Source organism: Actinomadura terrae, assembly GCF_022751215.1.
Classification (GTDB): Bacteria; Actinomycetota; Actinomycetes; order Streptosporangiales; family Streptosporangiaceae; genus Spirillospora; species Spirillospora terrae.
In genome coordinates, this window is the sequence record NZ_JAICDG010000001.1 from 1,550,281 (window position 1) to 1,573,267 (window position 22,987).

Here is a 22,987-nt window from a genome sequence, read left to right on the forward strand (position 1 = left end):
AGGCTGACCGATCTCGTGCGAGCGCGTGATCGTTGAGGTTGTCGCGGGGGTGACCTGGCCCCCTGAGGGGCCCAGGGCTGCTCAGTAGACGCTGTCGAAGTCGTCCGGGCGGGGCGGTTCGGGGCCGTCCGGGCCGATGAGCGTGATCCGCTCGATGCGGACGATGCGGAACCGGCGGCCCGCGGCCTGCACGCCGTTGCGGCGCGGCTCGTCCTCCATCAGGTCGGCGGCCTCGGTGTACTCGGCGAGCGCGGCCGGGGTGGGCTGCTCCACGGCCGGGATCACGTGCCGGAAGTAGGTCACGAGCGCGGCGCGGGCCTGGCGCGGGGTGTCGTGCAGCCGCCCGATCGGGCGCCAGCGGCCGCCGAGCCGCTCGGCGACCGTGAACGCGGGCGCGAGGGCGATCGGGGTGAGGAACGCGCCGGACGGCTCGTTGCCCGTCGCGGCCGCCGCGTCCAGCACCTGGCACAGCAGTTCGGCGGTGGTGAGGTCGGAGGCGGCCCGGTCCTCGGGCAGCAGGTCGTAGGGGCGGGCCGGGACGGCGCGCCGGTCGGCCGGGTGCGGGTCGAGGTCGGTGGGGCGCGGCGGCTCGGGGCCGTCGGGGCCGGTGCGGACGAGCTGCTCGATCCGGACGATGCGGAACCGGCGCCCGTCGGCCGTCACGTCGTCGGCGGGGGAGTCGCGCAGCAGGCCGGAGGCCTCCCGCAGCTCCCGCGCGGGCACGCCCTCGGTGAGGGCCGCGCGGTCGTCGAGGTGGTCGGCGAGCAGCTCGCGGGCGCCCTGGGGGAGCGGGTCGCAGGGGCAGAGGATCTGCCAGCCGCCGGGGACGTGCTCGGCGGCGGTGAACAGCGCGCCGACGACCACGAGTTCGGGATAGGCGGCGATGGAGCGGCAGGCGTCCGCGAGCATCACCGCGGCGACCGGATCGATTCCGTCCAGATTGTCCGGGAAAAGCCGCCCCCCGGCGTCCCCATCGCCCGTAGTCATGCCGGATATCATCCTCGCCGGGATCGGTTCTGGCGAGTGGTTCAGACCAATTTGTTACTGCGGGGTCTGTCTCGCCTTTCCCGTCCCCGGACGCGATGCTCCGGCGGGCTCGCACGGGCCGGCACGGACTCGCGCGGGCCCGCCGGAGCGGTCCGCTACCGCCGCGCGGGCAGGACCAGGACGACCAGGCTCGCCGCCAGCAGCGCGAGGCCGCCGAGGGCGACCGCGCCGAGGTGCTCGCCGAGGACGGCCGTCCCGAGCACCGCCGCCACGGCCGGTTCGGCGAGCGTCAGCGTCGTCGCCGTGGTCGCGGAGGTGGTGCGCAGGCCGCGGGTGAACAGCACGTACCCGCCGCCGGTCGTGACCGCGCCCAGGTAGAGCGCGGTCAGCGCGCCCGGCCCGGTGAGCAGCCAGCCGATCGGCTCCAGCGCCAGGACGGGCAGCAGCACGACGCCCGCCGCGCCGAACAGCGCCCCCGCGACGGCCCGGTCGTCCTCGCCGCGGGCGATCAGCGTGGACGCCGCCGTCGCGTACACCGCGTACGCGAGCCCGGCCAGCAGCGCCAGGGCGATCCCGCCCGGCTCGATCCCGGCGTCCCGGCCGCCGCCGACCAGCGCCGCGCAGCCGCCGACCGCGCCCGCCGTCGCCAGCGCCCAGCGCCGCGACGGCGCGCTCCGCCGGGTCGCCAGGCCGATCAGCCCGGCGAAGGCGGGCGCGCTGCCGATCGTGACGACGGTCCCGGCCGCGACGCCGGTGCGGGCGACCGCCAGGAAGAACGCCGTCTGGTACACCGCGATCGCCGCCGCGCCGAGCGCGAGCGGCGGCCACGAGCGGCGGGCGGCGAGCAGCGTGCGGAGCCCGGCGGGGCGGGTGAGGGCGGCCAGGGCGACCAGCACCACCCCGCCGATGACGATGCGGACCGCGCCGACCGAGACGCTGGACGCGCCGTCCGCGAACGTCCTGACGGTGCCGGTCGTCCCCCACAGGGACGCGGCGGCGAGGATGTCGCCGCCGCCCGGCAGCCGCCGACGGGACGCGGGTTCCGGGGACGTGCCTTGCTTGGAGGTGCTCAGCCTGAACGTGCGTACTGCCACGGGAGATGCTCCTGGGCTCGAATCGGGAGGGGGTGATCCGGATTCGGGGCGCAGGAGAACGCCGGCCCGGCGCAGGTCGGCGCCGGGCCGCGGCAGGTCTTAGGGAATGTGACGCCGCGCCCCGTCAGGAGCGGGGCGGCCCGAGGTTCGAGGTCCAGTACGCCATGCCGCCGAGGCTACCAGCCCGTGACGTGCTCCCCGCCCGGCCCGAGCGCGGGTTCAGGCGGGGACGCCGTCGGCCGTCCCGGTGAGGACGCGGCCGACCATCGGCGGCAGGTCGCGGACGACCTTGGCCAGCTCGCGCAGGTCGCCGTCCACGAGGGCCTGCGGGCCGTCGCACAGCGCGGTCTCCGGGTGCGGGTGCACGTCGATGATCACACCGTCGGCGCCGACCGCGATCGCGGCGCGGGTCAGCGGCAGCACGAGGTCCCGGCTGCCGCCCGAGTGGGACGGGTCCACGATCACCGGCAGGTGCGACATGCGCTGCGCCACCGGGACGGCGGAGATGTCGAGGGTGTTGCGGGTGGCGCGCTCGAACGTCCGGATGCCCCGCTCGCAGAGCACGATGTCGAGGTTGCCGCGCTGCGCGATGTACTCGGCGGCCATCAGCCACTCCTCGATCGTGCCGTTCATGCCGCGCTTGAGCATGACCGGGCGGCCCGCCTCGCCCGCCGCCTGGAGCAGCGCGAAGTTCTGCGCGTTGCGGGTGCCGATCTGGAGCATGTCGGCGTAGGAGGCGACGAGGTCGACGTCCCGGGCGTCGACGACCTCGGTGACGATCGGCATGCCGGTCTCCTCCCGCACGTCCGCGAGGATGCGCAGGCCCGCCTCGCCGAGGCCCTGGAACGCGTACGGGGAGGTGCGGGGCTTGAACGCGCCGCCGCGCAGCAGCGTCGCGCCCGCCGCCTGCGCCATCTGCGCGGCGCCGAGCGTCTGCTCGGGGGTCTCCACCGCGCACGGCCCGGCGATCAGCGTCATCGTGCCGGGGCCGACCGGGACGCCGCCGACGCGGACGACCGTCCGCTCGGGGTGGTTCTCGCGGCTCACCAGCTTGTGCGGCGCGGAGATGCGGATCACGTCGCTGACGCCGCGCATCCCGCGCAGGTTCAGCGAGCCGAACTGCTGGACGTCGCCGACGAGCCCGACGATGGTCCGCTCGACGCCGCGGCTGACGAACGCGTCGCCGCCCGCCGTCTCGACCAGTGAGACGACGGCCCGGACATCCGCTTCGTTGGCCTCGGGGGCCATGACGACGACCATTGGTTGCTGCCTCTCCTCGTGACGCGGGGGCCGGCGGCCCCCGGACGCGTCCCTGAAACGACGAAGAGCCCCGGGCCGCTGGGGCCCGGGGCTCTTCGTCTGGTGGTCTGTCAGCGCAACGTCTGGCAGACCAGCCGCCCGGGCTGGTCGAACCAAAAGAAATACACGACGTTGCGCACGGGCTCAGCGTAGCCGATTCCCCGGCCCCCGCTCCGCGCGGGGGGCGAATATGGCTCAGCTCACGCCGGATGGCAGGATGGCCGCGTCATGTCGTCCCCACCCGATGAGCCCGCGCCGGATCCGCGGGACCTTCCGCCCGGCCAGTACGTCCCCCGGGGCTGGCCGGTCCTCCACTACGGGCCGGTGCCCCGGTTCCGTCCGGAGGGCTGGGACTTCCGGGTGTTCGGCGCCACCGCGTCGGGCGGGCAGTACCGCTGGAGCTGGGACGAGTTCGACGCGCTCCCGAAGGCCGAGGCCGTCGGCGACTTCCACTGCGTCACCAAGTTCACGATCCCCGACAACGAGTGGCGGGGCGTCCCCGGCACGGTGATCGTGGAGCTCGCGCCGCCCGCGCCGGACGTCACGCACGTCATGGTCTGGGCCGAGTACGGCTACAGCGCCAACATCCGCATGACCGACTTCCTCGCCGACGGGACGATGTTCGCCACGCACCGCGACGGGGAGCGGCTCAGCCCCGACCACGGGTTCCCGATCCGCATCGTCGTCCCGCACCTGTACGCGTGGAAGAGCGTGAAGTGGGTCCGGGGCGTCGAGTACCTGGTGAGGGACCGCCGCGGCTTCTGGGAGGAACGCGGCTATCACAACGTCGCCGACCCGTGGCGCGAGCAGCGCTACTCCTACCAGGAGGACGAGGGCGAGGCGCCGCCCGGTTAACGCGGCGATTCGCGGGCGATAGGGCGGCCAGAGGGGCGGCCCCTGGCCATCGGCCTTTGTGGTCCACGCGCCGATCGGTGCGTTGTCCGGGATTTCGGTCCAATCGAGTTCTTCGTAAATGGGGAACAGACAGACCGGCCGGGGAGACAGCCATTACCGTGGGTCGTCATGGACCTACCGTCCGTTGTCGGTGTCATGGCATGCACGTCGGCCGCCGTGGCCGTCACCGGCGCCTGCGCGCTGCACCGCTGGCCCGCGGCCCGGCGGCGGCGCCGTCCGGGGGCCGCGGCCGAGGCGGCGAGGTTCGCCGCGCTGCACACGATCGCGCGGGCCTCGCCGCCGCTGCGCGGCGGGCTGAGCAGGGAGGCGGCCCGCCGGTCGGCCGGGCACCTGCGGTCCCTGCTCGGCGCCGAGGCCGTCGCGCTGATCTCCGCCCACCCCCCGGAGTGCGAGGAGGCGGGCGACCCCGGCGGGGCGGACGGGCGGCTGCTCGCCTGGGACGGCGCGGGCGCCGGACGGCACGCGGCCGACGCCGTCCGGCAGGCCCTGCCGGTGCTGGCGTCCGGGCGGCCCCGCGTGGTCACGCCCGGCCCCCCGTCCTGCGCCGACCCCCGGTGCCCGCTGCGCGTCGCCGCGATCGCCCCGCTCACCGTCGAGGGACGGGTGGAGGGCGCGCTCGCCGCGTACTGGCCCGGGCCGTCCGCCGCCCGGGTCAAGGCGGTGGGCGAGGCGGCCCGCTGGGTCACCGGCCAGCTGGAACTCGCCGAACTGGACGCCTCCCGGGTCCGGCTCGCCGAGGCCGAGACGCGGGCGCTGCGGGCCCAGATCTCCCCCCACTTCGTCTACAACTCCCTGACCACGATCGCCTCGTTCGTCCGCACCGACCCCGCCCGCGCGCGGTCGCTGCTGCTGGACTTCGCCGACTTCGCCCGCTACTCCTTCCGCAACCCCCGCGACTTCACCACGCTCGCCGACGAGCTGCGCTCCATCGACCGCTACCTGCTTCTGGAGCGCGCCAGGTTCGGCGACCGGCTGCGGTTCAGCGTGGAGGTCGCGCCCGAGGTGCTGCCGGTCGCGGTGCCCTTCCTGGCCCTGCAACCCCTGGTCGAGAACGCCATCCGGCACGGCATGCAGGGCGCGGAGGGCGACTTCCACATCTCGATCGTCGCGCGCGACTCCGGCGCCGATGCCGCGATCAGCGTCGAGGACGACGGCGCCGGCATGGACCCCGAGCGCCTCCAGGAGATCCTCTCCGCCCCGGTTGGCCGGTCCCGGTCGCCCGGGCCGGGGGGCGCCGCGTCCCGCGGACGATCCGGGGGCGACCCCCAGGAAAGGCCGAACGCGGACGGAGCGGGCATCGGCCTCGCCAACGTGGACGAGCGGATGCGGCAGGTCTACGGCGAGGAGTACGGGCTGACCGTCGAGACCGCGCCGGGCGCCGGAACCAAGGTGAATTTGCGTGTCCCGAAGTACCGGCCAGGAGTATTTCCAGAGTGAGCGGCCGTCCACGACACGCCACTCACATTTCGAAACCGATTGCGGACAGACGGTAATCGCGGCAAAGTCGCCCCTATGCTGCGCGTCCTGGCCGTCGACGATGAACGCCCCGCCCTGGAGGAGCTCACCTACCTGCTCCGCAAGGACCCGCGGATCGGGCAGGTCACCGGGGCGGCCGAGGCCGCCTCCGCGCTGCGCGACCTGAGCCGGATGCTCGTGGCGGGCGAGCGGCTCGACGCGGTCTTCCTCGACATCCGCATGCCGGGGCTGGACGGCCTCGACTTCACCCGCCTGCTCACCGGCTTCGCCGCGCCGCCGCGCGTGGTGTTCGTGACCGCGCACGACGACTGCGCCGTCACCGCCTACGAGCTCGGCGCCCTCGACTACCTGCTCAAGCCCGTCCGGCCCGAACGGCTCGCGGAGGCCGTCCGCCGGGTCGCCGAGGCCGCCGGACGGGACGCGCCGCCGGGCGAGGGCGGGCGCGCCGACGACGAGATGATCCCCGTCGAGCTCGGCGGCCGCACCCGCCTGGTGTCGCGCCGCGCGGTCACCCACGTCGAGGCGCAGGGCGACTACGTCCGGCTGCACACCGCCGACGGCGGCTTCCTCGTCCGGATGCCGCTGGCGGCGCTGACCAAGCGGTGGGAGGCGGCCGGGTTCATCCGCATCCACCGCAGCACGCTCGTCGCCTCCGAGCACATCACGGAGCTGCATTTCGACGGCGGGCGCGCGGCCGTCCAGATCGGCGACGAGCTGCTGCCGGTGAGCCGCCGGCACACCCGCGAGGTCCGCGACCTGCTGATCCGCCGCTTCCACCAGCCCGCCCGGCAGCAGCCCGAGGCTCCCGGAGGTGGCCGCCGTGGCTGACCGCCGCCGCGTCGTGGTCTCCGGCGCGACCGCCGCCCGCGCCCGGGCCCTGCCGCAGCCGGCGTCCGCGCCGGTCGCCGGGCCGCCGGCCGGCGGTCACGAACCGGCCGGACGGGAGACGTCCGACAACGACCCGCCTGATCCGGCATGTCCACCGTGTTCTGTTTCGTTCCACCCTGCGGCCCCCGGCGGTGAGGCGGCGGGCCGCGGCGGCGAGGGCGCCGGGCTCGCGCAGGCGCAGGCGCTGATCCGCGTCCAGCTCCGTGCGGCCCTCACTACCGGCGCGACCGTCATGATCGTGACGACCGGCCTGCCGCTGCTGCTGACCTTCGCCCCGGCGCTCGGACGGCTCCGTGCCGACGGCGTCCCCCTCGCCTGGGCCGTCCTCGCCTTCGGCATCCAGCCGATCTGGATCGCCGCGTCCCTCCTGCACCTGCGGCGCGCCGAACGAGCCGAACGGGCCCTCACCCGCCAAGCGGAACGCCCCGCACCGGGCGCGCGCGCGGGGCGCCGGTGACCGTGACGGCCACGGCGGCCTCCGTCAGCGCGCTCGTCGCGCTGGTCGGCATGACCGCCGCCCTCGGCCTGTACGGCCGCCGCGCCGTCCGGACCACCTCCGACCTCGTCATCGCCTCCCGGGGCGTCACGCCCTGGTGGAACGCCTCCGCCATCGGCGGCGAGTACATCTCCGCCGCCGCCTACCTCGGCACGGCCGGGCTGGTGCTCGCCTACGGCGCCGACATGGTGTGGCTGCCGATGGGCGCGACCGCCGGATACGTCCTGCTCCAGGCGTTCGTCACCGCGCCGCTGCGCCGGTCGGGCGCCTACACGATCTCCGACTTCGCCGAGTGGCGGCTCGGCTCCCGCGCCGTCCGGCGGATCGTCACCGGGTGCGTCTGCTTCGTCGGCTGGTTCTACCTGCTGCCGCAGTTCCAGGGCGCCGGGGTCACGCTCCGCGTGCTCACCGGCGCGCCCGTGTGGGCGGGGTGGGCCCTGGTGATCGCGGTGGCGCTGCTCGTCGTGGCCTCCGGCGGGATGCGCAGCATCACCGCCGTGCAGGCCGTCCAGTTCTGGGTGAAGCTCGTCGCGGTCGCCGTCCCCGCCGTGGCGCTGCTGGCCCTCTGGCACCTGGACGGCGGCGCCGACCCCGCGAGCGCGGGCGTCCCCGCGTTCGCCCGCGACACCCGCGTCCACGTCGGCCACGGCCTCACCGTCAGCGTGCCCGCCGACACCGTCGTCACCGCCAGCGGACCCGTCGACGGCGTCCCGCGCGACCGGGAGCGGCTGCGGCTGCCCGCCGGCACCCACACGATCGGCCCCGGCACCGACGTGGAGTTCGCGTCCGGGGCGCCCGTCCCGCACGCCGGGCGCCTCACCGTCCAGGACGGCGACACCTGGGCCATGCCGTTCGGCCACGGCCACGGCTTCTACACCGGCTACTCGGCGATGCTCGGCGTCCTCCTCGGGACGATGGGCCTTCCGCACATCCTCATGCGCTTCTACACCAACGCCTCCGGCACCAGCGCCCGCCGCACCGCCGCCGCCGTCCCCGCCCTCCTCGCCCTGTTCTCGGTGTTCCCCGTCCTGTACGGGGCGCTCGGCCGCCTCTACACGCCCGACCTGCTGCTCACCGGCGACCTCGACGCGACCGTCCTGCTCCTCCCGCAGCGGATGCTGCCGGGGCCCGCCGGCGCGCTGCTCACCGGGCTCGTCGCCGCCGGCGCGTTCGCCGCGTTCATCTCCACCTCGTGCGGCATCGTCGTCGCCATCGCCGGGACCCTCTCCCAGAGCGTCCGCCGCCGGGGCGTCACCGCGTTCCGCGCCGGCGTCGTCCTCACGCTCGCGGCGCCGCTCGCCCTGCTCCCCGGCATCGGCCCCCAGGGCGCCGCGAACCTCGTGACGATGGCGCTGTGCGTGTCGGCGTGCTCGCTGTGCCCCCTGCTCGTCCTCGGCATCTGGTGGCGCGGCCTCACCGCTCCCGGCGCGGGCGCCGGTCTCCTGCTCGGCGGCGGCCTGTCGGTCGCCGCCGGCGTCGCCCGCATCGCCGCCGGCCCCTTCACGGGCTGGCCCGCCGTCCTGCTCACCCACCCCGCCATGCTCCTCGCCCCGCTGTCGTTCGCGACCATGGTCGCCGTCTCGCTGCTGACCCGGCGCCGCGTCCCGGGCCGCGCCGAACGCGCCCTCGCGCGCCTGCACCTGCCCGAGGACATCGCCAACCGCTGATCCGCCGCCCATCCGGCCCGGCGGCCGCCGCCCGACGTGCGTGGACCGTTCCCGCGACCCCGCCCGGCCCGCTCGTCCCGCCGGACCGCCCGCTCGTCGCACAGCTACTCTACGCACATCTCCGACTACATACCGCTCATCGAGCCCCGCGTTTTCCGCCTCCCGATCGGAGGCACCAGACCCCTAGTGTTCTCAGTGGCACAACAGTCACAGCCGCCACGGAGGGCGGACGGCGGGCCGGCACCACCCCACCGCCGAGAACCTCCCACAACAGCAAACCCGGAGATCCGGCGCACGCCAGTCGAGCGCCGGGTCGTGAGTCGCTGGATCCCGTACCGGGGGGGTGGGATCCGGCGACCTGTGGCTCGGGCGTCGCGGAACAGTCGGGGGGTTGTTCCGCGGCGTCCGAGTCTTTTGTATTTTTCTTGGCGGTCGGCGCTGGCGCGCCTCCCTTCGGCGAAAAACACGGCGATCGCTGGCATCGCTCCGAACTCGCCTGGCGGCTCGCTGTGCTCATTGCAGTGCCCTTGGCGTCGGGCGCTGGGCGCCCTCCTTCAGCGGGCACTGCGGCGATCGCTGGCATCGCTCCGAACTCGCCTGGCGGCTCGCTTCGCGATCAAGTTCTTGCTTCGCTCGAACTTGCCTTCGGACGCGATCGCAACGTGGCCGTTGTCGCGGGGCTGGGGTTACTACGCTGCGGGCTGGGGTTACTACCTTGTGCGGGGTGCTCTTGGTGCTTTGCTGCCCCTTGCTCGCCTGGCGGCTCGCGCTCGGGGTGCCTTCGCCGTCGCTCGCTGGGCTTAGGGGCGTTGGTTTTTCAGGGTTGTTATGTCTTTGGCGTGCGGTTCTGGGGCTCGGCCCGGGGTTTCGATGATGAAGGGGACTCCGGCCACGGCGGGGTGGCGGAGGAGGTCGGCGAAGGGGGACTCGCCTATGTGGCCGGCGCCGATGTTCTCGTGGCGGTCGCGGCCCGAGGCGCAGGGGTCCTTGGAGTCGTTGGCGTGGACGAGTTTGAGGCGGCCCTCGCCCACGGTGGCGACCAGGGCGTCGATGGTGGCCTTGACGCCGCCGGGGGCGGCGAGGTCGTGGCCCGCCGCGTAGGCGTGGCAGGTGTCGAAGCAGACGCCGAGCTTCGGGTGGTGCTCCAGCTTCTCGAAGAAGGGGCCCAGTTGCTCGACCTTGGCGCAGAGCATGTTGTTCTGGCCCGCCATCGGCTCCAGGAGCAGGTCGGGGCCGTCCTCGGGGATCTCCTCCAGGAGGGGGAGGACGTGCTCGCGGACCTGGGCCATCGCCTCGTCGTAGGTCTGGGTGACGGAGGAGCCGGTGTGGACGACGACGCCGCGGGCGCCGATCGCGCGGCCGCGGGTCAGGGAGTGGCGGATGGACGCGAGCGACTTGGCCAGGGTCTCGGGGTTCGGGGAGCCGACGTTGACCAGGTAGGGCGTGTGGACGTAGACGGGGACGTCGGTGCGCTCCAGCAGCTTCGCGTCCTCGGTGGGCTTGCCCTCCGGCATCGCCCAGCCGCGCGGGTTCGCCACGAAGACCTGGATGGTCTCGGCGCCGATCTCGGCGGCGTACTTCAGGCCGCCGGTGGCGAGGCCGCCCGCCACCGGGACGTGCGCGCCGATCAGGCTTTTTGGTGAGGTCATAGGCGGTCCAGCGTAGCTCAGGGGCCCCGCAGGAGCGTGATGGTGGAGCCGCGGGGCGCCTCGCCGGAGCTCGGGTTCTGGAAGCGGACGGTGTCGCCGCCTATCCCGGTCACGTTGACCTTGAAGCCCGAGTCCTCCAGGGCCGCCCTGGCCTCGTCGACGTTGCGGCCCATCAGGTTGGGGACGGGGATGTGCTCCTCGCCGCCCTTCTTGCAGCCCCACTTGACCGGGCCGATGTCGATCTTGCAGTCGTCCTCGTTGACGACGAGCGTGACGTGGTCGCCGCGGGAGACGCCGGTGCCCATGGGCGGGTCCTGGCTGACCACCGTGCTCGGCGGCTTGCCGTCGACCTTCCGGTGGTCGATCCTGACGTCCAGGCCCATCGAGCGGAGCTGGTTGGCGGCGTTGTCGCCCGCGATGCCGACCAGGTTCGGCATCGACATGCCGCTGCTGATCACGAGGTCGACGGGCTCGTCGGGGGAGCGGCGGTCGCCCGCGGGCGGGTCGCTGCTGATGACCCGGTCCTTGGAGACGGTCTGCGAGCCGTTGGTGCTGGTCTCCCCGACGGTGAAGCCCTTGCCTTCGAGGGCCTTCCTGGCGTCCGCGAGCGTCTTGCCCTCGACGTCCGGGACCTCGCGGGGGGTGCGGCCGCGGGACGGGGTGAGCGTGACGGTCTCGCCCTTGGCGACGCGGGCGCCGGCGGGCGGGTCGGTCTTCGCGACCTCGCCCTTGCGGACGTGGTCGTCGTAGACGGCCTCCGTGACGCGGACGTCGAGGCCGCCGTCCTTCAGCTTGGCGCGGGCGTCGGCCAGCTTCATCCCGACGATCTTCTCGGGGACGTGGTCGTACTGGCCGGACGTCTCGTACCAGACGGCCCAGCCGAGGATCATCGCGACGACCACGCCGACGGCGATCAGGACGTAGCGGCCGGTGATCGCGCCGATCGCGCGGTCGGCGCGGCCGCGCTCGCGGGGGAGGTCCCGCTCGTCCAGGACGGCCGTGTGGGGGGACGGCGCGTGCATCTCGACGGTGGTGGTCTGCGGCTGCGCGCGCTGGTCGAAGTCGCGGGGGAGGCCGTTGTAGGCCTCGGCGACCTCGGCGAGGAACTGGTTCGCGTCCCGGGGGCGGCGGTCCGGATTGTGACTGGTGGCGTCGGTGACCAGGTCGTCGACCTGGCGGGGGATGCCGGGGACGGCCTCCGACGGCGGCGGGACGGTCTCGTTGACGTGCTTGTAGGCGACGGCGAACGCGGTGTCGGCCTGGTGCGGCAGCCGGCCGGTGACCAGCTCGTAGAGCATGATCCCGGCGGCGTAGACGTCGGTGCGGACGTCGACCTCGCCCGCCTGCACCTGTTCGGGCGCCAGGTAGCCGACGGTTCCGATGATCACGCCGGTCCGGGTCATCTTGCTCGCGGACTCGGCCCGGGCGAGGCCGAAGTCGGCGACCTTGACCCGGCCGTCCTCGGTGATCAGCACGTTCTCGGGCTTGACGTCGCGGTGCACGAGCCCGGCCCGGTGCGCGGCGCCGAGCGCGGCGAGGACCGGCTGCATGATCTCCAGCGCGGCGCGGGGGCCGAACCGCCCGGCGGCGGTGAGCGCGTCGCGGAGCGTGTGGCCCTGGACGTACTCCATCACCAGGAAGACGTGCTCGCCGTCGGTGACCTGGTCGTAGACGGCGACGACGTTCGGGTGCGAGAGCGCGGCGGCGGACTTGGCCTCGCCGATGAAGCGGGCGACGAAGTCCTCGTCGGTGGCGAGCGCGGGGTGCATCACCTTGATCGCGATGACGCGGTCGAGGCGGATGTCGCGGGCCACGTACACGGTGGCCATGCCGCCGCGGGCGACCCGTGACTCAATGCGGTATCGCCCGTCGAGAACCTGCCCCACGAGGGGATCGGTAGCCGTCGCGTCCATCGCTGCGAGTTTACGGCGCGGCCCGGGCGGATCTCATCAGTCCGGAGTATGAGCGCATCTGCGCCGTCGGTCGGAGTTCAGGGGGTGGTGGCGCAGGGTTCGGGCTCGGGCTCGGCCTGCGGGACGGGGGTGCGGCGCCGCAGCGACCGGGTGCTGCGGGACACGCCGACGCCGGCCAGGCACAGGGCGCCGCCCGCGAGCGTGAGCAGCCCGGGAACCTCGCCGAGGAACAGCCACGACATCAGGACGACGAGCGCGGGCGCGGCGTAGGTGGTGGCGCCCATCTTCCCCGCCGACGTGCGGGCCAGCGCGTAGCCCCAGGTCGTGAACGCCAGCGCGGTCGGGAAGACGCCCAGGTAGAGCACGTTGAGCGTGGCGCCGGTGGAGGCGTCCGCCGCCTCGCCCGCGAACTGACCGGCGAACGGCAGGCAGGCGAGGGCGCCGATCGCGCAGGAGAACGTCGTGAACTGGAGCGGCGTGGCGTGCCTGAGCGTGGGCTTCTGGGTCACCACGCCCGCGGCGTAGGTGACGGCGGCGGCCAGGCACAGCAGGACGCCGCCGACCGAGGAGCCGCCCTCGTCCGACATCGACAGCCCGACGACGGCGGCGCCCGCGAACGAGACCGCCATGCCCGCGAGGAGCCGGGGCGCGAAGCCCTCCTTCAGCAGCCAGCCGCCGAGGAGCGCGATGAGGATCGGCCCGATGTTGACGACGAGCGCGGCGGTGCCCGCGTCCACGAGCCGCTCGCCCCAGTTCAGCGCGATCATGTAGGCGCCGAACCACAGCACCCCGGCGGTGACGATGCCGGGCCACGCGCCGCGGGAGGGCAGCCCCTCGCGGCGGACGAGGCAGATCACGCCGAGCACGAGGGTCCCGGAGAGCATGCGGCCGAGCGCGAGGGCGCCGGGGCTGTAGTCCTCCCCGGCGCTGCGGATCGCGACGAACGCCGACGCCCACAGGACGACGGTCACGGTCGCCGCCGCCACGGCCAGCCTGTCGATTCCCGCCGGGGCGGGAACGTTCCCTTCTGCCATGTCACGCACCTTAGGTCTGAGATGTTTCCATCAACACCGAAATGTCGCGCAACGTTGCGGACGAGGGGTTCGGGGGGATGGGCCCAGTCTCGGTGCGCCGACCGTGCAGGTCTAGCGACTCTTGCTATAGACGATCTTTAAGGATCTCTACATCAGGGCGCGAGGCCCTCGAAGGGCGAGGACGCCTGGGCGTGGTGGCGCCTCGGGATGCGGCCCGCCTGCCGGGCGAGGCGCCCGGCCTCGACGGCGTGCCGCATCGCGGCGGCCATCCGCGCGGGCGACTGGGCGCGGGTCACGGCGGTCGCGAGGAGCACCGCGTCGCAGCCGAGCTCCATGGCGAGCGCGGCGTCGCTGGCGGTGCCGATCCCCGCGTCCAGGATCACCGGGACCCCGGCCTGCTCGACGATCAGTGCGATGTTGTGCGGGTTGCGGATGCCGAGCCCCGAGCCGATCGGGGAGCCGAGCGGCATCACCGCCGCGCACCCGATCCGCTCCAGCCGCCGCGCGAGCACCGGGTCGTCGCTGGTGTAGGGGAGCACGGTGAACCCGTCGTCGACGAGCTGCTCGGCGGCCTCGACCAGCTCGATCGGGTCGGGCAGCAGCGTCCGCTCGTCGGCGATCACCTCCAGCTTGACCCAGTCGGTGCCGAGCGCCTCGCGGGCGAGCTTGGCGGTCAGCACGGCCTCGCCCGCCGTGAAGCAGCCCGCCGTGTTCGGCAGCACCCGGACGCCGCACTCGCGCAGCACGTCCAGCACCGAGCCCCGCGCGGACGGGTCGACCCGTCGCATCGCGACCGTGGTCAGCTCCGTCCCGGACGCGACGAGCGCCTCGCGCAGCACCGCCATGCTGGGCGCGCCGCCGGTGCCCATGATCAGCCGGGAGTCCAGCTTCTCGCCCGCGATCTCCAGCGCGTCGGTCTCGTTCCGGATCGTCATCTCAGCCTCCCTGGACGGCGGTCAGCACTTCGAGGCGGTCGGACTCGCGCAGCGGCGTGTCTTCCCAGGCCGACCGGCGGACGACCTCGTCGTTGAGCGCGGCGGCCACACCGGACCCGGCCGCGGAGACGGAAGCGACGGCCTGCGCGACGCTGGTGCCCTCCGGCACCTCGCGCGGCTCGCCGTTGACGATGACCTTCATCAGTGCACCTCGGGGGAGAAGCGGTCGGGTGTGAAGGGGGCTGCCTCGGCGGGGACGGGCTCGTCCAGCAGCGTCGCGGCCAGGATGTCGGCGCTGACCGGGGCGAGGAGGACGCCGTTGCGGAAGTGGCCCGTTCCGAGGTACAGGCCGGGCAGCGCCGAGGCGCCCATCACCGGCGCGTTGTCGGGGGAGCCGGGCCGCAGGCCCGCCGAGACCTCGGCGAACTCCAGTTCGGTGATGCCGGGCAGCAGCTCGTGGGCGTCGCGCAGCAGCTCCCACAGCCCGCCCGCGGTGACCCGCGTGTCGAAGCCCAGCTCCTCCTGGGTCGCGCCGACGACGATCTCGCCGTCCGCGCGCGGCACCAGGTAGACCGACGAGCCCCGGACCAGCGCCCGGGTGCAGCGCCGCAGGAACGGCACCGCCGTCCGCAACCGGATGACCTGGCCCTTCACCGGCCGGACGGGCGGGACCACGCCCGCCGGCACGCCCTCCAGGTCGCCGGACCAGGGGCCGGCTGCGATCAGGACGCGGTCGGCGCGGAGCTCCGTCCCGTCGTCGAGGCGGACGCCGGTCGCCCGGTCGCGCTCGACCAGGACGCCCGCCGCCCGCCGCCGGACGAGCCGCGCGCCCAGCGCCTCGGCCGCCGCCAGCAGCGCGGGGGTGAGGCGGCGCGGGTCGACCGAGCCGTCCTCGGGGGCGAGCAGGCCGCCGCGCACGCCGGGTGCCAGCATCGGCTCGTGCCGGCGGCACTCGCGGCCGGTCAGCGCCTCGGTCGGGATGCCGAGGCTCTCCTGGAAGCGGCGCAGGTCGTCCAGGTAGTTCAGGTCGCCCGAGTCGAACGCGACCTCCAGGATGCCGTCGGTGCGGTGGGCGACGTCGAGCCCGGTCCGCTCCTCCAGCTCGGCGACGAACGCGGGGTAGCGGTCGCGGGAGGCGAGCCCGAGCCGCAGCAGCGGCTCCTCGCCGTAGGTCAGTTCGCTGACCGGGGTCAGCATGCCCGCCGCGACCGACGACGCCCCGCTCATGGGCGCCGGGTCGACCAGCGTGACGGCGGCGCCGCCCGCGGCCGCCCGCCAGGCGGTGGCGAGGCCGATGACCCCGGCGCCGATGATGACGATCTCCATGCGCGCTCCCTTCGCCGGCATGATCCGGATCAGGTGGTGGCGGTCGGCGGCCCGCTCAGCCGCCCTCTCAGCCCGGTCGCACCGGACTCCCGCGCTCTCGCCCTCCACCATACGACGTCGGGTGATATGCGCAGTTGTCCGGATACCGATCATGGGGCTGCGGGAGGCCCCCGGCTAGGGTGGACGGCCATGGACAGCGTGATCGTCGTGGGTGGCGGGCTGGCGGGGCTGCGGGCGGTTCAGGGGCTGCGCGACGGCGGCCACACGGGCGCGATCACGCTCGTCTCGGCCGAGGCCCACCTGCCCTACGACCGGCCGCCGTTGTCGAAAGACGTCCTCGCGGGCTCCACCGACGACACCACGCTCGACGCCGACTGGGACGCGCTGCGCTGCGAGGTCCTGCTCGGCGAGCGGGCCACCGGCCTGCGGCTGGACGCGCCGGGCGCGGGCGGCACCGTCGCGTCCACGGCGGGCGAGCTGCGCTTCGACGGCCTCGTGATCGCCACCGGCGCCGCGCCGGTCACGCTGCCGGGGGACGGGCGCCAGCGCGTGCTGCGCACCGTCGAGGACGCCCTGGGCCTGCGCGCCGCGCTCGTCCCCGGCGCCCGGATCGCGATCGTCGGCGCGGGCTGGATCGGCGCGGAGGTCGCGACGACCGCCGCCGCCAAGGGCTGCGCGGTCACCGTGGTCGAGGCGGCGGACACTCCGCTCGCGTCCGCGCTCGGGCCCGAGGTCGGCGCGCTGACCGCGCCCTGGTACGCCGAGGCGGGCGTCGAGCTGCGCACCGGCGTGAAGGTCGCGGAGGTCGCGGACGGCGGCCTGGCCCTGGCGGGCGGCGAGCGGGTCGAGGCCGACGAGGTGGTCGTCGGCGTCGGCGTCCGGCCCGTCCTGGGCTGGCTGGAGGGCTCGGGGCTGCTGCTGGAGCGCGGTGTCGTCACCGACGCCTCGTTCCGCGCCTCCGGGGCGGACGGGGAGCCGCGTCCCGACGTGGTGGCGGTCGGGGACTGCGCCGCCTGGTGGTCCGCGCGGTACGGGCGGCGGCTGCTCGTCGAGCACTGGGACGCCGCCCTGAACGCGCCGGCCGTGGCCGCCGCCGCCCTCCTCGGGCGGGACGCGGTCTACGACGCCGTCCCGTACTTCTGGTCCGAGCAGTTCGGCCGGATGGTCCAGTACGCGGGGGTGCACGGCGCCTCCGAGCGGCTCGTCCGCCGGGGGGACCCGGGGGACGCGGCGTGGGCGGTCGCCTGGCTCAGCGGCGACCGGCTCGACGCGATCCTCGCCGTCGGCCGCCCCCGCGACCTCGTGCAGGCCAGGCGGGTGATCGCCGCCGGGACCCCGGTCGACCCCGCCGCGCTGGCCGATCCGGACGTCCCGGTGAAGCGTGCTGTTCGCGCGTAGCGGACACTGACCTGCGCGAACGGGCGCCGGACGGGTTTGAGGCTTCCGATGGCGTGGTATCCAGGTGGCGTGACGCAGATGCACGCGACCGTTGACAGCGCACTCGACCCCCGCACCGACGCCCTGGCCGGGGAGTGGCTCTCCCTCAGGGAGACCGCCGAGCGACTCGGCATCAAGACCAACCGGATCAAGCAGCTCATCAGCGAGCGCCGGCTCCTGTCCATCCGGCGCGACGGCGAGCCGATGGTGCCCGCCGCGTTTCTCAAGGACGGCCAGGTCATCAAGGGCCTGTCCGGGACGCTGACGCTCCTGTCGGACGCGGGCTTCGACGAGGTGGAGACGGTCCGCTGGCTGTTCACCGCCGACGACACGCTGCCCGGCACGCCCGTCGAGGCGCTGAGCGAGAACCGCGGGACCGAGGTGCGCCGCCGCGCCCAGGCGCTGGCCTTCTAGGGCGCGACCGGGCGGACGGGCCGGCACCAGGGCCCGGTGAGAGCACGTGACACGATTGCGGGGTCGCGCGCGGCATGAGGCTGCCGCGCGGCCCCGCGATCCGTATCCGGAAGGAACCGTCCGACACCGTGTCCAGCACCGTCTCCGCCCACCTGCCCACCGAGCGGGCCGTCGCGCTCCGCGCCCGGCTCGCCCGCGCCCGCCTCTACCTCTGCACGGACGCGCGGCAGCGGCAGGGCGACCTGCCCGAGTTCCTGGACGCGGTGCTCGCGGGCGGCGTCGACCTCGTCCAGCTCCGGCAGAAGGGCCTGGAGGCCCGGCAGGAGCTGGAGTACCTGGAGGTCTTCCGCGCGGCCTGCGACCGGCACGGCGCGCTGATGGCGGTGAACGACCGGGCCGACGTCGCGCGCGCCGCCGGAGCCGACGTCCTGCACCTCGGCCAGGACGACCTGCCGGTGCCGGTCGCCCGCGAGATCCTCGGCGAGGACGTCCTGATCGGCCGCTCGACGCACTCGGGCGAGCAGGCGGGCGCGGCGGCGGGGCAGGCGGGCGTCGACTACTTCTGCGCGGGCCCGGTGTGGCCCACGCCCACCAAGCCGGGACGTCCCGCGCCCGGCCCCGAGCTGCTGGAGCACGTCGCCGGGCGGCGCGAGAGCCGCCCCTGGTTCGCGATCGGCGGCATCGACCTCGGCAACCTCGACGAGGTGCTCGCGGCCGGGGCGCGCCGCGTCGTGGTGGTCCGGGCGATCACCGACGCGGACGATCCGGGCGCCGCCGCGGCCGCGTTCGCCGACCGGCTCCCGCCGCTCTGATCTCGGCCCGTTCAGGTCCCGTTCGCCTACTGGCGGCCGGGGCAGCCGCCGCGATGACCGACAATGGGATCATGAGCGTTGGACCCGACGACGACAGGCCCGTGCACCTGGACGACGACCTGGACGTCCTGCCCGACCAGACGTCCGACGACACCGACACCGGCTGGGGCGAGTGGCGCGGCGGCGCGAGCGACGACGACCGACTGCTGGAGGAACGGCCGCCGCACTGGTGACCCTCGTGGCGCGGCCCGCTAGAACAGCACGCCGAGCGCGAAACCGGCGGTGACCACGAACGCGAGCGCGAGCATCATCCGCCAGCGGTAGCGGGGGATGCGCTTCGGGCGTGGCTTCGGCGCGGGCGCCTGGCCGTCCCGCAGCGCGCGGACGAGCTGCCGCGCGCTCGGGCGCGCGGCCGGGTTCTTGTCCAGGCAGCGCGCCGCCAGCTCGCGCAGCGGGCCGTCCAGCTCGCCGAGGTCCGGCGGGCGCGACGTCACGCGCCGCATCACGGCGGCGCTCGGCCCGGTGCCGAACGGCGGGCGCCCGGTCGCGGCGAACACCAGCGTGGCTCCCCAGGCGAACACGTCCGCCGCAGGGCCGACCGGCTCGTCCTCGATCTGCTCGGGCGCCATGTAGGCGGGGGTGCCGACCGGGCCCGTGGTCACCGGGGTCGCGTCGGCGGTGCGGGCGATCCCGAAGTCGATCACCTTGGCGCCGTCCGGGCCGAGCAGGACGTTGCCGGGCTTGAAGTCGCGGTGCACGATCTCGGCGCGGTGGATCGCGGCGAGCGCCGCCGCGGTCCGCAGCGCGACCTTCTGGAGCCGGGGCTCCGGCAGCGGGCCCCGGTCCTCGACGACCTGCTGGAGCGAGGGCCCCTCGACGTACTCGCTGACGATGTAGGGGCGGTCGCCGGTGACGTCGGCGTCCAGCACGCGGGCGGTGTGGCGGCCCTCGACCCGCCGCGCCGCCTCCGCCTCCTTGACGAAGCGGCTCCGGGCGCGCTGCCCGGCCGCGACGCCGCCGCGTAGCAGCTTGACGGTGACGAGCGCGCCGTCCTCGTCCTGGCCCAGGTAGACGACGCCCTGGCCGCCCTCGCCGAGCCGGCCGAGCAGCGTGTAGCCGCCGAGGGCGTGCGGGTCGCTCGCCCAGAGCGCCGACCCGGAGTGCCGCGCCCGCGCGGGCCGGGCCGCGCGCGGCGGACGCGGCTCCGCGGCGCGGGGCTTCCCGCCGTGCGGCTGGCCGGCGCGGGGCTGGCCGGCGCGCGCCGGGGCGCCGCCACCGGTACGGGCGGCGGGACGCGGGGGATGGGGGTTCGTCCTCCCGCGGGAGGTGTCGTGCGGCACGGCGGACTCCGACTCGGCGGGGACGGACGAAGATTTCCTCATTTGTACCGCGTAACCACCGGACGCGGCAGGGGAACCCCGATCTTCGGGCCCCGTCCGGCGAAGTCAGGTGCGTCGTGGGTCAGGTGCGTCGAGTGGTCGCGGCGACGGCGAGGGCGTTCAGCGCGTCGCGCGCCTCCTCCGGGAACGGCGCGGCGGCCAGCACGCGCTCGGCGTCGCCGGTGTAGCGGGCGATCATCGCCTCGCAGGCCGCGAGCCCGCCGGTGTCGGTGATGATCTGGCGCAGCTCGTCCACCCCCGGCAGGTCGAGGCCGGGGTCGCCGAGGCGCCGCTGGAGCGCCGCCGCCTGCGCGGGCGTGGCGCGTTCGAGGGACAGCGCGACCAGGACGGTCCGCTTTCCCTCGCGCAGGTCGTCGCCTGCGGGCTTGCCGGTCTCGGCCGGGTCGCCGAACACCCCCAGCACGTCGTCGCGGAGCTGGAAGGCGATGCCGAGCGGGACGCCGTAGCCGGTGAGGGCGGCGGTCGCCTCCGGCGGTCCCCCGGCGAGCGCGGCGCCGAGGTGCAGCGGCCGCTCGATCGTGTACTTGGCGCTCTTGAACTCCACCACGCGCAGCGCCGTGTCGACGGTGGCCTCGCCCCGGGTGCCCTCCAGCATGTCCAGGTACTGGCCGCACATGACCTCGGTGCGCATCAGGTCGTAGACGGCCCGGCCTCGGCCGCGGCGCTCCTCGTCCAGCCCGCACGTCTCGAACATCTCGCCCGACCAGGCCAGGCACAGATCGCCGAGCAGGATCGCGGTGCCCTCCCCGAACGCCCGCGCGGGGCCCGGCCAGCCCTGCGCGCGGTGCAGCGCCTCGAACCTGCGGTGCATCGACGGCTGCCCGCGGCGGGTGTCGCTGGAGTCCATCACGTCGTCGTGGATCAGCGCGCTCGCCTGGAGCAGCTCCAGGGACGCCGCCGCGTTGACGATGCCCTCGTGCAGCCGCTCGCCGGGCGTCCCGCCGAGGTCCTCCTCCACGGCGCCCGCCGCCCGCCAGCCCCAGTAGCAGAAGGCCGGGCGCAGCCGCTTGCCCTCCGCGAGCAGCGCGTCCAGGGCGGCCATCAGCGGTGCCAGCTCGTCGCTGATCGCCAGCAGGTTCGGACGCTGCCGGTCGACGAAGGCCAGCAGCGCCCCGTCGACCTCCTTGCGGATGGGGCTCGTTGACATGCCGAGATCGTATCCACGGGACGGCCGCCACTCGTACGTCATAACGGGATAAATGCCCAGTTCTAGCTATTTAAGGGGCATACCGGATGGCGCGAGGTGGGCGGGATCACTCCACCCGGGCCCGTCCGCGGCTTGCTCTCCGCTCAAGGTCGCTTCTGTACTCTGGGGTGATGCGACGCCTGCGCCCGGACCGGCCCCCGACCGTCAGAGAACTGCTGGCCTCGGGCCGGTCCTTCTCCTTCGAGTTCTTCCCGCCCAAGACCGACAAGGGCGCCCGGAACCTGTGGCGGACGATCCGCGAGCTGGAGCCCCTCCGCCCGTCGTTCGTCTCGGTGACCTACGGCGCGGGCGGCGGCACGCGGGACAAGACCGTCGACATCGTCGAGCGGATCGCGACCGACACCACGCTCACCCCCGTCGCGCACTTCACCGCCGTCGACCACTCGCAGGCCGAGCTGCGCCAGCTGATCGGCCGGTTCGCCGCCGTCGGCGTGCGCAACATCCTCGCCGTGCGCGGCGACCCGCCCGGCGACCCGATGGGCGAGTGGATCAAGCACCCCGACGGCGTCGAGTACGCCGCCGACCTCGTCCGGATGATCCGCTCCTACGGCGACTTCAGCGTCGGCGTCGCCGCGTTCCCCTACAAGCACCCGCGCTCGCCCGACATCGAGAGCGACACCCGGCACTTCGTCGCCAAGTGCCGCGCCGGGGCCGACTACGCGATCACGCAGATGTTCTTCCGCGCGGAGGACTTCCTGCGCCTGCGCGACCGCGTCGACGCCGCCGGATGCGACGTCCCAATCATCCCGGGCATCATGCCGGTCACCCAGCTCAGCACGATCGAGCGGTCCGAGCAGCTCTCGGGGGCACCGTTCCCCGAGGACGTGCGCGCCCGGTTCGAGGCCGTCGGCGACGACCCGGAGGCCGTCCGGCGCCTCGGCATCGAGCACGCGGCGGAGCTGTGCCGCGACCTGCTCGACCAGGGCGTGCCCGGCATCCACTTCATCACCTTCAACAAGTCGACGGCGACGCGCGAGGTCTACGGCCTGCTGGAGGCCGACGGGTACGGCGCCAGGGGCAGCGTCCCGCCCATGACGGCATAGAGCGGCCCGCCGCCGGGGAACTCGAACCCCGTCAGCAGATCGACCATTCCCACCGACCGATACAGGCGCCGGGCGGGGGTTTCGGAGCGCAGGTCCAGCGTGGACAGCACCACCGTCCGCTCCGGCCGGCCCTCGCACAACGCGGTCAGCAGCCCCCGCCCGAGGCCCCGGCCCTGCGCCGCCGGGTGGACGTGCAGCTCCGCCACCTCCAGCGGGTCGTCCATCCAGGCGTCGGCGTGCTCGGGGCCCTCCCGCGCGGCGAGCGCCTGGTGGACGACGTCGTGCCACCACTGCCCGTGCGCGCCGTGGAACCCGTACGCGAACCCCAGCACCGGCCCGGCCAGGCCGGGCAGCGGCCCGCGCCGCTCCGCGACGAACGCGCGGAAACCGGGGTAGGCCGCGTGCCGCTCCATGATCGTGTGGCGGCCCGGGAGCTGCTCGTGCGGCGGCGTCATCGCGGCGGCGTAGACGTCCAGCATCGGGCCGAGCCGGCGCAGGAAGGCGCGCTCGTCGATCTCGCGCAGCTTCGGATCCCTCACCGGACGTCCCTCACCACACAGAGACTAGACGTCCCGCCCGATCACCCGCGCCGGAACGATGATCCGCAGTGGTCACGGGCGTGGCGGGGACGCCGCGCGCCCGGCGGGCCTCAGACCTTGGCGATGGTGCGCTGGGTCGCGTTGAGCCGGTCGTAGATGTCCCAGAGGATGCGGTCGGCGGCCTTGCGCAGCGCGTTCCGGTTGGCGTCGAGCTGCCCGCCCCACTGGCGCGCCTCCGGGCCGAGCCAGGCGTCCGTCGAGTTGAACGTGCGGGCGGACGCGTCGAGCGCGTTCCTGAGCCGGTCGATGCTGCCGTAGGCGTCCGCGTACGCCTGGTACAGCCGCGCGTACTCGGGGTTCGGACGCTCGGTCGGCGGGAGGCTCACCGCCGCCGCGGCCTCGATCGGCGGGGGCAGGCTCCCGGGCGGCGGCGGGGCGGACGAGGGGAGGGACACG

At 74.5% G+C, this 22,987-nt stretch carries 23 protein-coding genes; 10 read left to right on the forward strand and 13 right to left on the reverse strand.

Going from position 1 to position 22,987, the window contains the following annotated elements; translation table 11 throughout:
- Window positions 1-81: 81 nt before the first annotated feature.
- The 3 genes from K2F47_RS06905 to aroF form a co-directional block, all read right to left on the reverse strand.
- Entirely contained in the window at window positions 82-987 is a 906-nt protein-coding gene (locus tag K2F47_RS06905) for a DUF5954 family protein (protein ID WP_242901913.1), read from the reverse strand.
- A gap of 155 nt (window positions 988-1,142) precedes the next feature.
- Window positions 1,143-2,081, reverse strand: a complete 939-nt coding sequence (locus tag K2F47_RS06910) for an EamA family transporter (protein WP_242901914.1) — start codon at window positions 2,079-2,081, stop codon at window positions 1,143-1,145.
- 219 nt (window positions 2,082-2,300) lie between these two features.
- Window positions 2,301-3,341 (reverse strand): 3-deoxy-7-phosphoheptulonate synthase, encoded by a 1,041-nt coding sequence (gene aroF / locus K2F47_RS06915; protein WP_242901915.1) that lies wholly within the window; start codon window positions 3,339-3,341, stop codon window positions 2,301-2,303.
- Between the two features lie 267 nt (window positions 3,342-3,608).
- On the opposite strand from aroF, the gene K2F47_RS06920 reads away from it, so the two are divergent.
- The 5 genes from K2F47_RS06920 (at window position 3,609) to K2F47_RS06940 (ending at window position 8,822) form a co-directional block, all read left to right on the forward strand.
- Window positions 3,609-4,235, forward strand: coding sequence for a sulfite oxidase-like oxidoreductase (locus K2F47_RS06920; RefSeq protein ID WP_242901916.1), 627 nt, complete (start codon window positions 3,609-3,611; stop codon window positions 4,233-4,235).
- A 168-nt stretch (window positions 4,236-4,403) separates the two neighbouring features.
- A complete protein-coding gene (locus K2F47_RS06925) occupies window positions 4,404-5,732 on the forward strand; it encodes a sensor histidine kinase (RefSeq protein WP_242901917.1) in 1,329 nt (442 codons plus the stop codon).
- 75 nt (window positions 5,733-5,807) lie between these two features.
- A complete protein-coding gene (locus tag K2F47_RS06930) occupies window positions 5,808-6,599 on the forward strand; it encodes a LytR/AlgR family response regulator transcription factor (protein WP_242901918.1) in 792 nt (263 codons plus the stop codon).
- The gene (locus tag K2F47_RS06935; RefSeq protein WP_242901919.1) at window positions 6,592-7,116 is read left to right on the forward strand and encodes a hypothetical protein; all 525 of its coding nucleotides are present in this window, start codon (window positions 6,592-6,594) and stop codon (window positions 7,114-7,116) included. Before K2F47_RS06930 ends, K2F47_RS06935 begins: the two co-directional genes overlap by 8 nt.
- Window positions 7,113-8,822 (forward strand): sodium/solute symporter, encoded by a 1,710-nt coding sequence (locus K2F47_RS06940; RefSeq protein WP_242901920.1) that lies wholly within the window; start codon window positions 7,113-7,115, stop codon window positions 8,820-8,822. Before K2F47_RS06935 ends, K2F47_RS06940 begins: the two co-directional genes overlap by 4 nt.
- An 800-nt stretch (window positions 8,823-9,622) precedes the next feature.
- Here K2F47_RS06940 and K2F47_RS06945 read toward each other — a convergent pair.
- The 6 genes from K2F47_RS06945 to thiO all read right to left on the reverse strand — a co-directional run bounded on the left by K2F47_RS06945 (window position 9,623) and on the right by thiO (window position 15,679).
- A complete protein-coding gene (locus K2F47_RS06945) occupies window positions 9,623-10,471 on the reverse strand; it encodes a deoxyribonuclease IV (RefSeq protein ID WP_242901921.1) in 849 nt (282 codons plus the stop codon).
- Between the two features lie 17 nt (window positions 10,472-10,488).
- Window positions 10,489-12,384: a Stk1 family PASTA domain-containing Ser/Thr kinase gene (pknB, locus tag K2F47_RS06950; RefSeq protein ID WP_242901922.1), complete on the reverse strand. Its 1,896-nt coding sequence runs from the start codon at window positions 12,382-12,384 to the stop codon at window positions 10,489-10,491.
- A gap of 77 nt (window positions 12,385-12,461) precedes the next feature.
- Window positions 12,462-13,418 (reverse strand): DMT family transporter, encoded by a 957-nt coding sequence (locus K2F47_RS06955; protein ID WP_242901923.1) that lies wholly within the window; start codon window positions 13,416-13,418, stop codon window positions 12,462-12,464.
- Between the two features lie 152 nt (window positions 13,419-13,570).
- Window positions 13,571-14,353: a thiazole synthase gene (locus K2F47_RS06960; protein ID WP_242901924.1), complete on the reverse strand. Its 783-nt coding sequence runs from the start codon at window positions 14,351-14,353 to the stop codon at window positions 13,571-13,573.
- A gap of 1 nt (window position 14,354) precedes the next feature.
- Window positions 14,355-14,555 (reverse strand): sulfur carrier protein ThiS, encoded by a 201-nt coding sequence (gene thiS, locus K2F47_RS06965; RefSeq protein WP_242901925.1) that lies wholly within the window; start codon window positions 14,553-14,555, stop codon window positions 14,355-14,357.
- Window positions 14,555-15,679 (reverse strand): glycine oxidase ThiO, encoded by a 1,125-nt coding sequence (gene thiO / locus K2F47_RS06970; protein ID WP_242901926.1) that lies wholly within the window; start codon window positions 15,677-15,679, stop codon window positions 14,555-14,557. Before thiO ends, thiS begins: the two co-directional genes overlap by 1 nt.
- Before the next feature lie 189 nt (window positions 15,680-15,868).
- Between thiO and K2F47_RS06975 the strand changes: the two genes are divergently transcribed.
- The 4 genes from K2F47_RS06975 to K2F47_RS06990 all read left to right on the forward strand — a co-directional run bounded on the left by K2F47_RS06975 (window position 15,869) and on the right by K2F47_RS06990 (window position 18,575).
- Window positions 15,869-17,077, forward strand: coding sequence for an NAD(P)/FAD-dependent oxidoreductase (locus K2F47_RS06975; protein ID WP_242901927.1), 1,209 nt, complete (start codon window positions 15,869-15,871; stop codon window positions 17,075-17,077).
- A gap of 78 nt (window positions 17,078-17,155) precedes the next feature.
- Entirely contained in the window at window positions 17,156-17,530 is a 375-nt protein-coding gene (locus K2F47_RS06980; protein WP_242902596.1) for an Rv2175c family DNA-binding protein, read from the forward strand.
- 128 nt (window positions 17,531-17,658) lie between these two features.
- Window positions 17,659-18,342, forward strand: a complete 684-nt coding sequence (thiE, locus tag K2F47_RS06985) for a thiamine phosphate synthase (RefSeq protein WP_242901928.1) — start codon at window positions 17,659-17,661, stop codon at window positions 18,340-18,342.
- 71 nt (window positions 18,343-18,413) lie between these two features.
- A complete protein-coding gene (locus tag K2F47_RS06990; protein ID WP_242901929.1) occupies window positions 18,414-18,575 on the forward strand; it encodes a hypothetical protein in 162 nt (53 codons plus the stop codon).
- 18 nt (window positions 18,576-18,593) lie between these two features.
- Here K2F47_RS06990 and K2F47_RS06995 read toward each other — a convergent pair whose 3' ends face one another.
- Both K2F47_RS06995 and K2F47_RS07000 read right to left on the reverse strand, forming a co-directional pair.
- On the reverse strand, window positions 18,594-19,724 hold the full coding sequence (locus K2F47_RS06995; protein ID WP_242901930.1) for a serine/threonine-protein kinase: 1,131 nt from the start codon (window positions 19,722-19,724) through the stop codon (window positions 18,594-18,596).
- 79 nt (window positions 19,725-19,803) lie between these two features.
- The gene (locus K2F47_RS07000; protein ID WP_242901931.1) at window positions 19,804-20,889 is read right to left on the reverse strand and encodes a polyprenyl synthetase family protein; all 1,086 of its coding nucleotides are present in this window, start codon (window positions 20,887-20,889) and stop codon (window positions 19,804-19,806) included.
- A 170-nt stretch (window positions 20,890-21,059) separates the two neighbouring features.
- On the opposite strand from K2F47_RS07000, the gene metF reads away from it, so the two are divergent.
- Window positions 21,060-21,992 (forward strand): methylenetetrahydrofolate reductase [NAD(P)H], encoded by a 933-nt coding sequence (metF, locus tag K2F47_RS07005; RefSeq protein WP_242901932.1) that lies wholly within the window; start codon window positions 21,060-21,062, stop codon window positions 21,990-21,992.
- Here metF and K2F47_RS07010 read toward each other — a convergent pair.
- Window positions 21,929-22,531 (reverse strand): GNAT family N-acetyltransferase, encoded by a 603-nt coding sequence (locus K2F47_RS07010; protein WP_242901933.1) that lies wholly within the window; start codon window positions 22,529-22,531, stop codon window positions 21,929-21,931. The two genes, metF and K2F47_RS07010, sit on opposite strands and share 64 nt — an antisense overlap.
- 110 nt (window positions 22,532-22,641) lie before the next feature.
- On the reverse strand, window positions 22,642-22,986 hold the full coding sequence (locus K2F47_RS07015; protein ID WP_242901934.1) for a hypothetical protein: 345 nt from the start codon (window positions 22,984-22,986) through the stop codon (window positions 22,642-22,644).
- Window position 22,987: the final 1 nt, after the last annotated feature.

Excerpts from the sequence above, each read along its gene's own strand:
- K2F47_RS06905 (WP_242901913.1), bottom strand. The coding sequence starts at position 987 with ATGACTACGGGCGATGGGGACGCCGGGGGGCGGCTTTTCCCGGACAAT.
- aroF (WP_242901915.1), bottom strand. The coding sequence starts at position 3,341 with ATGGTCGTCGTCATGGCCCCCGAGGCCAACGAAGCGGATGTCCGGGCC.
- K2F47_RS06920 (WP_242901916.1), top strand. The coding sequence starts at position 3,609 with ATGTCGTCCCCACCCGATGAGCCCGCGCCGGATCCGCGGGACCTTCCG.
- K2F47_RS06925 (WP_242901917.1), top strand. The coding sequence starts at position 4,404 with ATGGACCTACCGTCCGTTGTCGGTGTCATGGCATGCACGTCGGCCGCC.
- K2F47_RS06930 (WP_242901918.1), top strand. The coding sequence starts at position 5,808 with ATGCTGCGCGTCCTGGCCGTCGACGATGAACGCCCCGCCCTGGAGGAG.
- K2F47_RS06945 (WP_242901921.1), bottom strand. The coding sequence starts at position 10,471 with ATGACCTCACCAAAAAGCCTGATCGGCGCGCACGTCCCGGTGGCGGGC.
- pknB (WP_242901922.1), bottom strand. The coding sequence starts at position 12,384 with ATGGACGCGACGGCTACCGATCCCCTCGTGGGGCAGGTTCTCGACGGG.
- K2F47_RS06955 (WP_242901923.1), bottom strand. The coding sequence starts at position 13,418 with ATGGCAGAAGGGAACGTTCCCGCCCCGGCGGGAATCGACAGGCTGGCC.
- K2F47_RS06960 (WP_242901924.1), bottom strand. The coding sequence starts at position 14,353 with ATGACGATCCGGAACGAGACCGACGCGCTGGAGATCGCGGGCGAGAAG.
- thiS (WP_242901925.1), bottom strand. The coding sequence starts at position 14,555 with ATGAAGGTCATCGTCAACGGCGAGCCGCGCGAGGTGCCGGAGGGCACC.
- thiO (WP_242901926.1), bottom strand. The coding sequence starts at position 15,679 with ATGGAGATCGTCATCATCGGCGCCGGGGTCATCGGCCTCGCCACCGCC.
- K2F47_RS06975 (WP_242901927.1), top strand. The coding sequence starts at position 15,869 with ATGGACAGCGTGATCGTCGTGGGTGGCGGGCTGGCGGGGCTGCGGGCG.
- K2F47_RS06980 (WP_242902596.1), top strand. The coding sequence starts at position 17,156 with ATGCACGCGACCGTTGACAGCGCACTCGACCCCCGCACCGACGCCCTG.
- K2F47_RS06990 (WP_242901929.1), top strand. The coding sequence starts at position 18,414 with ATGAGCGTTGGACCCGACGACGACAGGCCCGTGCACCTGGACGACGAC.
- K2F47_RS06995 (WP_242901930.1), bottom strand. The coding sequence starts at position 19,724 with ATGAGGAAATCTTCGTCCGTCCCCGCCGAGTCGGAGTCCGCCGTGCCG.
- K2F47_RS07000 (WP_242901931.1), bottom strand. The coding sequence starts at position 20,889 with ATGTCAACGAGCCCCATCCGCAAGGAGGTCGACGGGGCGCTGCTGGCC.
- metF (WP_242901932.1), top strand. The coding sequence starts at position 21,060 with ATGCGACGCCTGCGCCCGGACCGGCCCCCGACCGTCAGAGAACTGCTG.